The organism is Mycobacterium sp. (assembly GCF_035314665.1).
GTDB lineage: Bacteria > Actinomycetota > Actinomycetes > Mycobacteriales > Mycobacteriaceae > Mycobacterium.
Genome location: NZ_DATFZD010000103.1, coordinates 1 through 12714 on the forward strand (window position 1 = coordinate 1; position 12714 = coordinate 12714).

Sequence of the window (12714 nt, forward strand, 5' to 3'; positions counted from 1 at the left end):
CTGCTCAACGTGCAGTACGCGCTGAAGGACGACGTGCTGTACGTGCTGGAGGCCAACCCGCGTGCCAGCCGCACGGTGCCGTTCGTGTCCAAGGCCACAGCGATCCCGCTGGCCAAGGCCTGCGCCCGGATCATGTTGGGCGCCAAGATATCCCAGCTTCGCAGCGAAGGAATGCTGGCAGCATCGGGCGACGGTGGCCACGCGGCGGAGAACGCCCCGATCGCCGTCAAGGAAGCCGTGCTGCCATTCCACCGCTTCCGCCGTGCGGACGGGGCCGCCATCGATTCACTGCTGGGTCCGGAGATGAAATCCACCGGCGAGGTGATGGGAATCGACCGCGACTTCGGCAGCGCCTTCGCCAAGAGCCAAACCGCCGCCTATGGGTCGTTGCCGGCCGAGGGCACCATCTTCGTGTCGGTGGCCAACCGCGACAAGCGGTCGCTGGTGTTCCCGGTCAAGCGTTTGGCGGATCTGGGCTTTCGGGTGCTCGCCACCGAGGGGACCGCGGAGATGCTGCGCCGCAACGGGATTCCCTGCGATGAGGTTCGCAAGCATTTCGAACCGCCGCAGCCGGGCCGGCCCGCGATGTCCGCGGTCGACGCCATCCGCGCCGGTGAGGTCGACATGGTGATCAACACCCCCTACGGCAACTCGGGCCCCCGCATCGACGGATACGAGATCCGTTCGGCGGCAGTGGGAGTGAACATCCCCTGCGTGACGACGGTGCAGGGCGCCTCCGCGGCCGTCCAGGGCATCGAGGCCGGTATCCGTGGCGTCATTGGTGTGCGCTCGCTGCAGGAGTTGCACAGCACGCTGAACAACGGCGGCCACTAATGACATCCGGGTTCGGCGCCCGGCTGGCCGACGCGGTATCGCGTCGAGGCCCGCTGTGTCTGGGCATCGACCCGCATCCAGAACTGCTACGGGCATGGGATCTGCCAGTCGGCGCCGACGGCCTGGCCGCATTCTGCGACACCTGCGTGCAGGCCTACGCCGACTTCGCCGTCGTCAAACCTCAGGTCGCGTTCTTCGAGGCCTACGGCGCGGCGGGATATGCGGTGTTGGAGCGCACCATCGCCGCGCTGCGCGATGCCGGCGTGCTGGTGCTGGCCGATGCCAAACGAGGCGACATCGGATCGACGATGGCCGCCTACGCGGCTGCCTGGGCGGGCGACTCGCCGCTCGCTGCCGACGCCGTAACGGCCTCGCCCTATTTGGGTTTCGGTTCGCTGCGGCCGCTGCTGGAGACCGCGGCCGCGCACGACCGAGGGGTGTTCGTGCTGGCGGCAACCTCCAACCCGGAGGGCGCGACTGTGCAGCGTGCCCGCTTCGATGACCGCACGGTGGCCCAGCAGATCGTCGACCAGGCAGCTGTCATCAACCGGACCAATGACCAGATACATCCGGGAGAGCCCGGATCGGTCGGCGTGGTCATCGGAGCGACGGTCTTCCAGCCGCCCGATGTCAGCGCGCTGGGCGGACCGGTGCTGGTGCCCGGTATCGGCGCCCAGGGCGGGCGGCCCAGTGCGCTGAGCGGTCTGGGTGGGGCGGTTCCCGGTCAGCTACTGCCCGCGGTGTCGCGCGAGGTGTTGCGGGCGGGTCCCGACGTCTCGGCGCTGCGGACGGCCGGTGAGCGGATGCGGGACGCGGTCGCCTACCTAGCCGGCTAGCGGCGATCGAAGAGCCGCTATGGGGGCGCAGCGCAACTACTACTCGGTGTAGTTCATGGTGTTTTGGCGGCCGAAATGACACGAAAACCGGTCGACCACCCGCTGCGAACAGTGCTGCGCCTGCCCGGCGACACGCGCGACACGCCGCGACATACGTAATCGGCGCAGTTTCTGCTTTCCGAGCGGTGCCCGGGTGGCCGGCGCGACGCGTCCTGGACAAACCACGATCCGGCCGGAGCGGAGAGAAACTGCTGGTGAGAGCCGCTTTCTTGAGCGCGAACCGGTCCGTCCGGGACAGCGGCTTGGCCCCCGCCGACAGCGACTTGAGATACCCCTCCACGACGCCACACGCTGGGCCTTTATGGCCTCAACCAGGGGGGCGGGTTAGATTTCGTCAGGCAGCGTGGGTACGGTCGTCTGCGCTGGCTGGACTACCCAGCCGAGACAAACAAAGATCGATAGCTGTCGATAAGTGATTGAGACGGAGGAATCGTGGCTCTTCCCCAGTTGACCGACGAGCAGCGCGCGGCCGCGTTGGAGAAGGCTGCCGCCGCACGTCGAGCGCGAGCCGAGCTCAAGGATCGGCTGAAGCGCGGCGGCACCAATCTCAAGCAGGTGCTGAAGGACGCTGAGACCGACGAGGTCTTGGGCAAGATGAAGGTTTCTGCGCTACTGGAGGCGTTGCCGAAGGTTGGCAAAGTCAAGGCGCAGGAGATCATGACTGAGCTCGAAATCGCCCCGACCCGCCGGCTGCGTGGGCTTGGCGATCGTCAGCGCAAGGCATTGCTGGAAAAGTTCGACTTCTCCTAGGCAGCGCCAGGAGAGTCGGTGAGCGCCGACGGGGGACCGGACGGTGGCCGCGACGCACGTCTTGAGGCACAAGCCGCAGGACGCGTGGTGGTGCTGTCCGGTCCATCCGCGGTAGGAAAGTCGACGCTGGTCCGTTGCCTGCGGGAGCGGATTCCCGATCTGCATTTCAGCGTTTCGGCGACGACCCGGGCACCGCGTCCGGGCGAAGTCGACGGCGTCGACTACTACTTCGTCACCCCGGCCCGCTTCCAACAACTGATCGACGAAGGCGCCCTGCTGGAATGGGCTGAGATTCACAGCGGCCTGCACCGGTCCGGCACCCTGGCCGGGCCAGTCCGCGACGCCACGGCCGCCGGGCACCCGGTGCTCATCGAGGTCGATTTGGCCGGCGCCCGAGCCGTCAAGCAGGCGATGCCGGAAGCCATCAGCGTGTTCCTGGCGCCGCCGAGCTGGGAAGCCTTGGAGGCCCGACTGATCGGCCGGGGGACCGAGACACCCGAGGTGATTGAACGCCGTCTCGCCACCGCCCGTACGGAATTGGCGGCTCAGGACGACTTCGACGAGGTAGTCGTGAACAGTCAATTGGAGTCTGCGTGCGCAGAATTGGTATCCTTGCTGGTGGAACAAGCGCCGGGTACGGCGTGATCCGCCATCAGACTCGATTCATCATTAGTCGCAGACCGTTCTACGCCACCAGGAGAAAGTCTTACGTGAGTACCTCGCATACCGACGGGTCACTAGCCGCCGTCCCCGACCAGTTCGATCCGGCATCGGGTGGGATAGGCGCCTATGACACGCCGTTGGGCATCACCAACCCGCCCATCGACGAGTTGCTCGAGCGCGTTTCCAGCAAGTACGCCCTGGTGATCTACGCGGCGAAGCGCGCTCGGCAGATCAACGATTACTACAACCAGCTCGGCGAAGGGATCCTCGAATACGTCGGCCCGTTGGTCGAGCCGGGGCTTCAGGAGAAGCCACTGTCGATCGCCATGCGTGAGATCCACGGCGACCTGCTCGAGCACACCGAAGGCGAGTAGCCGGATCGCGGCGGGCTTGTCATGAGCCTCTCGGGTGAGAAGCGGATGGACGCCAAGCGGATCATCGTCGGCGTCTCCGGGGGTATCGCCGCCTATAAGGCCTGCACCGTTGTTCGCCAACTCGCCGAGGCGGGTCATCAGGTCCGCGTCATCCCCACCGAATCCGCGTTGCGCTTCGTCGGCGCCGCCACCTTCGAGGCGCTGTCCGGTGAGCCGGTCCAGACCGGTGTCTTCGAAGACGTTCCGCAGGTGCCCCACGTTGCCATCGGCCAGGGGGCCGATCTCGTCGTTGTCGCGCCTGCCACCGCCGACTTGCTGGCCCGGGCGGTGCACGGTCGCGCTGACGATCTGCTGACCGCGACGCTGCTCACCGCGCGATGCCCGGTCCTGTTCGCACCGGCGATGCACACCGAGATGTGGCAGCATCCGGCCACCGTCGACAACGTGACCACGCTGCGACGCCGCGGCGCTGTGGTGCTGGAACCCGCATCTGGGCGGCTGACCGGTGCGGACAGCGGCGCGGGCCGGCTACCCGAGGCGGAGGAGATCGTCACGTTTGCCCAGCTGCTGCTGGAACGGCATGACGCGATGCCCTACGACCTGGCCGGGGTCAAGGTACTGGTGACCGCCGGTGGCACCCGCGAGCCGATCGACCCGGTCCGCTTCATCGGCAACCGCAGCTCGGGCAAGCAGGGCTACGCGGTGGCGCGGGTCGCCGCCCAGCGCGGCGCCGAGGTCACCCTGATAGCCGGGCATACCGCCGGGCTGATCGATCCGGCCGGTGTCGAGGTGGTGCGGATAAGCTCGGCCCAACAGCTCGACGACGCGGTATCCAAGCACGCACCCGACTCCGATGTCCTGGTGATGGCTGCCGCAGTCGCGGACTTCCGGCCGGCACAGGTGGCGACGGCCAAGATCAAAAAAGGCGCTCAGGAACCGCCGACGATCGAGTTGGTCCGCAACGACGACGTGTTGGCCGGGGCGGTGCAGGCAAGGGCCGCCGGCCAGCTGCCCAACATGCGGGCCATCGTCGGCTTTGCAGCCGAGACCGGCGACGCCAACGGCGACGTGCTGTTCCATGCTCGCGCCAAGCTGCGCAGCAAGGGCTGCGACCTGCTGGTGGTGAACGCCGTCGGTGAGGGCAAGGCCTTCGAGGTGGACCACAACGACGGCTGGTTGCTGGCAGCCGACGGTACCGAGTCAGCGCTGCAGCACGGCTCGAAGACGCTGATGGCCAGTCGTATCGTGGATGCAATCGTTGCGTTCCTGCACGGGGGCGGTGGCTCCGCCACCTCGCACCCGTAACATCCAAGGCTGGCCGAAAGGGGCGGGCGGCTAAAGATATAATTTGCCTAACTAACAATCCAACTGTGATTTGGAAGGACGAGGGCGTGAGCGAAAACGGTCGTTTGTTCACCAGCGAATCGGTCACCGAGGGGCATCCCGACAAGATCTGTGACGCGATCAGCGACTCGGTCCTCGACGCGCTGCTGGCGGATGACCCGCACTCACGTGTCGCGGTCGAGACGCTGGTGACCACCGGACAGGTGCATGTGGTGGGCGAGGTGACGACGACCGCGAAAGAGGCGTTCGCCGACATCACCAACACGGTTCGCGCGCGCATCCTCGACATCGGCTACGACTCGTCGGACAAGGGCTTCGATGGCGCCTCGTGCGGGGTGAACATCGGCATCGGCGCCCAGTCGCCCGACATCGCTATGGGCGTCGACACCGCCCACGAGGCGCGCGTCGAGGGTGCCGCGGATCCGCTGGACTCGCAGGGGGCCGGCGACCAGGGTCTGATGTTCGGCTACGCGATCAACGACACCCCCGAGCTGATGCCGCTGCCGATCGCGCTGGCGCACCGGCTGGCGCGGCGGTTGACCGAGGTCCGCAAGAACGGCGTGCTGCCCTACCTGCGTCCGGACGGCAAGACGCAGGTCACCATCGAGTACGAGGACGACGTCCCGGTCCGGCTGGACACCGTGGTTGTGTCCACCCAGCACGCGGCGGACATCGACTTGGATAAGACGCTGGATCCCGACATCAGGGAACACGTGCTCAAGACGGTGCTCGCGGACCTGGCGCACGACACGCTGGACTCGTCGTCGACCCGGGTGCTGGTGAACCCAACCGGCAAGTTCGTCCTCGGCGGTCCGATGGGAGACGCGGGGCTGACCGGCCGCAAGATCATCGTCGACACCTACGGCGGCTGGGCCCGCCACGGCGGCGGCGCCTTCTCCGGCAAGGATCCGTCCAAGGTGGACCGTTCCGCGGCGTACGCGATGCGCTGGGTGGCCAAGAACATCGTCGCCGCCGGGCTGGCGGAGCGGGTCGAGGTGCAGGTGGCCTACGCGATCGGCAAGGCCGCCCCGGTGGGCCTGTTCATCGAGACCTTCGGCACCGCGACCGTCGATCCGGTCAAGATCGAGAAAATTGTGCCTGAGGTGTTCGATCTGCGGCCCGGCGCGATCATCCGCGACCTGGATCTGCTGCGTCCGATTTACGCGCAGACCGCCGCTTACGGGCACTTCGGTCGCACCGACATCGACCTGCCCTGGGAGCAGCTCGACAAGGTCGACGACCTCAAACGCGCCATCTAGTTTTCGTTTCGGGCGACCGGACGCAAAAGCCTGCTACCGGAATTGGGGCTTTTGCGTCCGCTGGCGCATCTGGATCGCGATACATTGACAAGCATGGTTGTCACGTCTCACAGCGGCTCGTTGGCGGATGTGCGTGCAGCCCGGCGGCTGTTTTACGCCAGGTTTGAGCCTTCGCTACTGCTCTATGTGGCGTGGGCGGCCGGCTTCGCCTTCTGCTGTGGGTCGAAGTCGTTACTGGTAATGCTGGTCGGCGCAGCCGCTCTTCCGGCCGCGTCGCTGGCGGCGACGTGGTGGCAATCTCGCCGGACGCGGTTCATCTGCCCGCGCCGAGTTCGCCTTTTCTCGCGTCGCGTTTTCTTTTTCACCAGCATGCTCAGCGTGTTAGGCGTGGTCGCCGTGTTGGCGACGGCCGGCTTGCTCGTGGTGGCGCTGTTGCATCACTGGGCCTGGCTCCCCGTAATCGCGCACCGCGGAACCCCGATGGCCTACTTGGTGCCTTTCGTCGTGTTCATCGTGCCGGTGCTGGCCGTGGTGATGCTGCCCTGGCACGTCGAGCCGTACGGCATCGATGCCCGTTCGATGCGGAAAACGCCCGACCAACCGGCGGCGGTAGACCCGGTGATCGAGCCCAGGCAGCAGATCATGGTGTGCGCGATGCTGGCCGGCGTCGACTCGATCGAGGCCGGATTCTTCGCCAAGACGTTGCGGCTCACCGATCAGGAATTCCGCCGACAGACAGCTGAACTTGTTGCGGCACAATATATTAACGTGCATCACCACAATGGCCGCTGGTGGTACGGCTTTACCGCGGTCGGCCGCGCGGCCTACCGCCGTCACCTGCGCGCCCTACAGCAGGTTTCGGGTGGCCAGCCAACCGAAGCTGTCGAAGGGTTTCACTAGCCGGTGAACCGGTAGTCGTCGAGGTCGAAACGCCGGCTACGCCAGTACGCCTCAAACGTGGTTGCGGGCCGCAGCCCCGCATCCCCGTTCTTGTCGAAGTAGTAGCTGTTGGCCCGCTGGCAGCTGTCCTGCCAGAACACCTGGCGGTGCCGGCGGCTCATGACCTCGGCGAAGTAGCGAGCGTTGGCCTCCTCGGTGACCTCAACGCGGGTGGAGTTGCGCTGACGGGCCCGCTTCAGGCAGCGCAGCATGTGGTGCGTCTGCGCCTCGATCAGCGCGAAGTACGACGACCCGACGTAGCCGTACGGGCCCATCACGCTGAACAGATTGGGAAAGCCGGGAACGCTGACGCCCTGATAGGCCTGAATCCGGTGCGCATCCCAGAACTTGGTCAGCAGCAGGCCGCCACTGCCGGTGACCGCAAAGGTCGGCATGCTGTCGGAGTCCAACACGTGGAAACCGGTGGCCAGCACCAGCACATCGATGTCATGGCTGATGCCGTCAGTGCTGGCCACCGCCGACGGCGTGACTTTTTCGATCGGCGCGGTCGCCAGCTCCACGTTGTCGCGATTGAACGTCGACAGATACGTGTTGTGGAAGCCGGGCCGCTTGCAGCCGATTGCGTACTGCGGGGTCAATTGCTTGCGCACCGCGGGATCGCGGACCTGGCGGCGCAGATAGGCCCGGCCGACCCACTCCATCCACCGAGCCAGCGGGTACACCGTGAAGTACTGCGCCGGAAGGGGAAAGGTCACCTCGACGTAGGTCTGGCTGATCAGCCGCTGCAGTGTCTTCGTGCCGGGTAGGCGCATCGCCCAGTGCGCCAGTTTGGGCAGCGGCACGTCGAACTTCGGGAAACACCAGATCGGTGTGCGCTGAAATACCTTGAGCTCTTTGACAATCGGCGCGATCTCGGGGATCAGCTGCACGGCCGAGGCGCCGGTGCCGATCACGGCGACCCGCTTGCCGGACAGATCCTGGTTGTGATCCCAGCGGGCGGTGTGCATCACGACACCGCCGAAGGAGTCGACGCCGTCGATGTCGGGCAGCTTGGGCACGGTGAGCACACCGCTGGCGTTGATCAGGAATCGCGCGGTGACCTCTCCGCCCGGATCGGTGTGCACCCGCCACAGCGACCGCTCGTCGTCGAACTCCACGGCGAGAACGTTGGTGTTGAACCGAATCTTCGGCCGGATCCCGTACTTGTTGGCGCAGTAGTCGGCGTAGGCCTTCAACTCGTTGCCCCGCGCGTAGGTCCGCGACCAGTCCGGCCGCTGCTCGAAGGAGAACTGGTAAGAAAACGACGGAATGTCCACGGCGATACCGGGATAGGTGTTCCAGTACCACGTGCCGCCGACGTCGTCGCCGGCCTCGACGATCAGGTAGTCGTCGAATCCTGCTTCATCGAGCTTGATGCCGGCACCGATGCCCGAGAACCCGGCGCCCACGATGAGGGTGTGGTGGTCGGGAGAATCGCCGTTCACGGTGCAGACGGTATCGCGCCGGGCTTACTGATGCAGGGCCGCCTTCAGGGCCGCGAGCCCACGGTTCGTCGCCTCGGCGGCCGCCGGTATGAGCAACGCGAAGCTGACGTAGCCGTGCACCATGGTGGCCTCGTTGCTCAGTTCGGCGGGCACACCCGCGGCGTTGAGCAGTTCGGCGTAGTGCGAACCCTCGTCGCGCAGCGGATCATGCTCGGCGGTGCCGATAAAGGCCGGCGCCAGGCCGCTGAAGTCGCTCGCGTTGGCCGGGGCCATGGTGGCCGGCAGCGCGGTCGGGTCGGTGATGTCGACGCCCGGGATGTACCAGGTCAGGAACGCGTCGATGACGTCGCGGTTCAGGATCGGCGCGTCCGCGTTCTCGGTGAACGACGGCAGCGACAGGTTCGCGGCGGTGGTCGGATACCACAGCAGCTGGAAAGCCAGCCTGGGTCCGCCGTTATCGCGCGCTAGGTGCGCCATGACCGCCGCCAGGTTGGCGCCGGCCGAATCACCGGCAACGGCAATCCGATTCGGGTCGCCGCCGAGCGCGGCGGCGTGCTCGGCGGCCCAGTGCAGGGCCGCCCAACAGTCGTCCACCCCGGCCGGGAACGGGTGTTCCGGGGCGAGCCGGTAGTCGACGGACACCACGATCGCCTCGGCGCCGACGGCGTGCGCGCGAGCGACCGGGTCGTGGGTGTCCAGATCGCCGAGCGCGAAACCCCCGCCGTGGTAGAAGACGACGACCGGGAGGTCGGTCTGCTGGTCGCCTGGCGGCCAGTAGATCCGGACGGGGATGTCGGCGTGGTCGCCGTGGCTGATGATCAGGTTCTCGATGCGCAGGTCGGGCAGCATTTCCGGGGGCGCCTTCAGCTGGCGCAGTTTCGCGCGTGCCACCTCGACGCCGTCGTCGGCGGTGAACGTCAGCGGGAACGCGTCGAGAATTACCCTCAGCGTCGAGTCGATCTGCGGTCGGGCGGTGGTCGGCTCCGTCATGAGCCCACCTTACGTACCGGTTAATGCAAGGCGGCACGCAGTGCTGCCAGCCCGCGGTCGAGCCCGGCCGTCGCTGCGGGCACCACCCCGGCGTAGCCGACGTAGCCGTGCACCAGCGTCTCGGCGTTGTCCACCTCGACGGGAACGCCAGCCGCGGCGAGTAGTTCGCCGTAGCGAATCCCGTCGTCGCGCAGCGGGTCGTGTCCGGCGACGGCGATGTAGGCGGCCGGCAGCCCGGCCAGGCTCTCGGCCCGTCCCGGCGCCATCCCGGGTGGGGGATCGGATAGGTCGATTTCGCCTGCGTACCAACGGGAAAACGCGGCGATCGCATCGCGGCCGAGGACGGCCGCGTCGGCGTTCTCGGTGAACGACGGCAACGACGGATCCCACATGGTGGAGGGATACCACAACAGCTGGAAGCGAATCGGTGGCCCGACGTTGTCGCGGGCGCGCTGCGCGATCACCGCGGAGATGGTGCCGCCTGCCGAGTCGCCGGCCACCGCCAGCCGTCCGCCGTCGGCGTCGAGCTCGCTGCCCTGCTCGGCCACCCATTGCGTTGCGGCCCAAGCATCGTCGACCGCAGCGGGGTAGGGGTGCTCGGGCGCCAACCGGTATTCGACGGACACCACCACGGCATCGGCGCCGACCGCGTGCTGGCGGCAGATGCCGTCATGGGTGTCGAGGTCGCCGGCGATGAAGCCGCCGCCGTGGAAAAATACCACCACCGGCGGGGCGACGTGATCGGTTGGCGGCCAATAGATTCGGATGTTGATCGGGCCAGCCGGCCCGTCGATGCTGCGTTTCTCGACGCGCAGTTCCGGATAGAACTCGCGCCGCGGCAGATCCCGCAGCCGCCGGCGAGCCGCGTCGACTCCTTCGGCAGCGGATAACCGGAATGGCACCGCATCCAGTACCTTCTGCAGAATGGGGTCGATGGCGGGACCAGGGTCGTCGACGGTGGGCATGGAGACACCGTACGCACCCCGGATCGTAGTCGGTGCCTGGGTGGCCGCCGGTTGGGCCGGCGTCGCCTACGGGGTGTTTCTGACCGTGACCGCCTTGCGTTCACCGCCCGGTGCTGAGCTGACCGGACAATGGGCAATCCAGCCCGCGTTCAAGGCATCGATGGCTCTGCTGTTGGCGTTCGCGGCGGCGGCGCATCCGATTGTCCGTGAGCGGCGCTGGCTGATGCCGGCGTTGGTTTTCTCCGCAGCCGGCGACGCGCTGCTGGCCATCCCATCGTGGACGCCGTCCTTCGTGCTCGGACTGGGGGCCTTTCTGCTGGCGCACCTGTGCTTTCTTGGTGCGCTGGTCCCACTGGCGAGGACGTCGGCTCGGTCGCGGCCGCGCCTGGTCGCCGTCGCTGCGATCTGCCTGGCGTGCACGGCCCTGCTGGTGTGGTTCTGGCCAAACCTGGGGCACGACGGGTTGACCATTCCCGTCACCCTCTACATGGTCGTGCTGGGCGCCATGGTGTGTGCGGCGCTGCTGGCGCGCCTGCCCACGATCTGGACCGCGGTCGGCGCGGTGTGCTTCGCGGGGTCGGACGCGATGATCGGAATCGGCCGGTTCGTGCTGGGCAGCGAGGTGCTGGCGGTGCCGATCTGGTGGGCCTACGCGGCGGCGCAGATCTTGATCACCGCCGGCTTCTTCTTCGGTCGGGTGTCGGCGAACTCTGCTACACCTGGCGAGTGACCACGCGGACCAGGCAGGCCGCCGCATTCGAACCGATTGCGCGGGTGCTGCCGATGTTGTCGGTGCCGCATCTGGATCGCGAATTCGACTATCTGGTGGCCGCGGAGCAATCCGACGACGCCCAGCCCGGGGTGCGGGTGCGGCTCCGATTCCACGGCAGGCTGGTTGACGGTTTCATCCTGGAGCGCCGCACCGACACCGATCACGTCGGCAAGCTGGCCTGGCTCGACCGCGTCGTGTCCGCCGAAGCGGTGCTCACCCCGGAGATCCGGCGGCTGGTCGATGCCGTGGCGGCGCGCTACGCCGGCACCCGCGCCGACGTGCTGCGGCTGGCGGTGCCGCCGCGGCACGCCAAGGTGGAACGCGAAACCTCAACGCCGCCAAAGCTTCCCGTCGTCGCCGACGTCGACCGGGCGGGCTGGGAGATATACGGTCGCGGCGGACAGTTCCTGACCGCGCTGGGCGAGTCGCGGGCCGCTCGCGCGGTATGGCAGGTGCTGCCGGGTGACGTATGGGCGGACCGATTCGCTGAGGCCGCCGCGCAGGCGGTGCGGACGGGTCGCGGGGTGTTGGCGATCGTGCCGGATCAGCGGGACGTGGACGCGATGAGGCGCGCCGCGACGACGCTGCTCGACGAGTCCGCGGTGGTGGCGTTGTCGGCAGGTCTGGGCCCATCCGCGCGATACCGGCGCTGGCTGGCCGCGCTGCGGGGCAGCGCACGGCTGGTGATCGGCACCCGCAGCGCGGTGTTCGCGCCGGTGAGCGATCTGGGGCTGGTGATGGTGTGGGACGACGGCGACGACACGCTGGCCGAGCCGCGGGCACCGTATCCGCATGCCCGGTAGGTGGCGATGCTGCGCGCCCACCAGATGCGGTGTGCGGCGCTGATCGGCGGCTACGCCCGCACCGCCGAAGCTCACGCGCTGGCGCGCAGCGGATGGGCGCAGGACATCGTCGCCGCGCGGCCGGTGGTGCGTGCCCGCAGCCCACGGGTGGTGGCGCTCGACGACGGTGGATATGCCCAGGAGCGGGATCCGGCAGCCCGCTCCGCGCGGCTGCCGTCCGTCGCGCTGCGCGCCGCGCGCTCGGCGTTAGAGGCGGGCGCGCCGGTGCTGGTGCAGGTGCCGCGGCGCGGTTACGTCCCGTCGCTGGCCTGCGGGCGCTGCCGGGCGATCGCCCGCTGCCGGCAATGCACCGGCCCGCTGTCCTTGGACGACCGCGACGGGTCGGGTCCGGTGTGCCGGTGGTGCGGCCGTTCGGACGCCGCGCTGCGGTGTGCCCGCTGCGGGTCGGATGCGGTGCGCGCTGTCGTCGTAGGGGCGCGGCGCACCGCCGAAGAGCTGGGCCGGGCGTTTCCGGGGACGACGGTCATCACCTCGGCCGGCGAAGCCGTGGTGTCCGAGGTCGACGGTCGCCCGGCGCTGGTGGTCGCCACGCCCGGCGCGGAACCGCCCGCTTCTGGCGGGTACGGGGCGGCGCTGCTGTTGGACAGTTGGGCGCTGCTGGGCCGTCAGGATCTGCGTGC

At 67.8% G+C, this 12714-nt stretch carries 11 protein-coding genes and 2 pseudogenes; 10 read left to right on the top strand and 3 right to left on the bottom strand.

Features of this window, described 5'->3' with window-relative positions:
* The 8 genes and pseudogenes from carB to VKI00_RS07950 all read left to right on the top strand — a co-directional run.
* Window positions 1–834 (top strand): annotated as a pseudogene (carB, locus tag VKI00_RS07915) (carbamoyl phosphate synthase large subunit); the annotation flags it as partial.
* Window positions 834–1670: an orotidine-5'-phosphate decarboxylase gene (pyrF, locus tag VKI00_RS07920; protein WP_324436499.1), complete on the top strand. Its 837-nt coding sequence runs from the start codon at window positions 834–836 to the stop codon at window positions 1668–1670. The pseudogene carB and the gene pyrF, both read left to right, overlap by 1 nt.
* A 492-nt stretch (window positions 1671–2162) precedes the next feature.
* Window positions 2163–2480 (top strand): integration host factor, actinobacterial type, encoded by a 318-nt coding sequence (mihF, locus tag VKI00_RS07925; protein ID WP_003932123.1) that lies wholly within the window; start codon window positions 2163–2165, stop codon window positions 2478–2480.
* 18 nt (window positions 2481–2498) lie between these two features.
* Entirely contained in the window at window positions 2499–3125 is a 627-nt protein-coding gene (gmk, locus tag VKI00_RS07930; RefSeq protein ID WP_324436531.1) for a guanylate kinase, read from the top strand.
* Between the two features lie 65 nt (window positions 3126–3190).
* Window positions 3191–3517 carry a DNA-directed RNA polymerase subunit omega gene (gene rpoZ / locus VKI00_RS07935; protein ID WP_324436533.1) on the top strand — a complete coding sequence of 109 codons (327 nt, stop codon included), beginning with the start codon at window positions 3191–3193 and terminating at the stop codon, window positions 3515–3517.
* 45 nt (window positions 3518–3562) lie between these two features.
* Complete coding sequence (coaBC, locus tag VKI00_RS07940; RefSeq protein WP_414687146.1) at window positions 3563–4822, top strand: bifunctional phosphopantothenoylcysteine decarboxylase/phosphopantothenate--cysteine ligase CoaBC; 1260 nt, start codon at window positions 3563–3565, stop codon at window positions 4820–4822.
* 86 nt (window positions 4823–4908) lie between these two features.
* The gene (gene metK / locus VKI00_RS07945; RefSeq protein ID WP_324436536.1) at window positions 4909–6120 is read left to right on the top strand and encodes a methionine adenosyltransferase; all 1212 of its coding nucleotides are present in this window, start codon (window positions 4909–4911) and stop codon (window positions 6118–6120) included.
* 93 nt (window positions 6121–6213) lie between these two features.
* Window positions 6214–7020, top strand: a complete 807-nt coding sequence (locus VKI00_RS07950; RefSeq protein WP_324436538.1) for a hypothetical protein — start codon at window positions 6214–6216, stop codon at window positions 7018–7020.
* Here the strand turns inward: VKI00_RS07950 and VKI00_RS07955 are convergent.
* The 3 genes from VKI00_RS07955 to VKI00_RS07965 are packed head-to-tail and all read right to left on the bottom strand — an operon-like array spanning window position 7017 to window position 10459.
* Entirely contained in the window at window positions 7017–8504 is a 1488-nt protein-coding gene (locus VKI00_RS07955; protein WP_324436539.1) for an NAD(P)/FAD-dependent oxidoreductase, read from the bottom strand. The two genes, VKI00_RS07950 and VKI00_RS07955, sit on opposite strands and share 4 nt — an antisense overlap.
* Before the next feature lie 24 nt (window positions 8505–8528).
* The gene (locus VKI00_RS07960; protein ID WP_324436541.1) at window positions 8529–9494 is read right to left on the bottom strand and encodes an alpha/beta hydrolase; all 966 of its coding nucleotides are present in this window, start codon (window positions 9492–9494) and stop codon (window positions 8529–8531) included.
* Between the two features lie 20 nt (window positions 9495–9514).
* Window positions 9515–10459: an alpha/beta hydrolase gene (locus VKI00_RS07965; protein ID WP_324436542.1), complete on the bottom strand. Its 945-nt coding sequence runs from the start codon at window positions 10457–10459 to the stop codon at window positions 9515–9517.
* Here VKI00_RS07965 and VKI00_RS07970 point away from each other — a divergent pair.
* Window positions 10458–11189 carry a lysoplasmalogenase gene (locus VKI00_RS07970; protein ID WP_324436544.1) on the top strand — a complete coding sequence of 244 codons (732 nt, stop codon included), beginning with the start codon at window positions 10458–10460 and terminating at the stop codon, window positions 11187–11189. The two genes, VKI00_RS07965 and VKI00_RS07970, sit on opposite strands and share 2 nt — an antisense overlap.
* A 53-nt stretch (window positions 11190–11242) precedes the next feature.
* Window positions 11243–12714, top strand: a pseudogene (locus VKI00_RS07975) (primosomal protein N'); the annotation flags it as partial.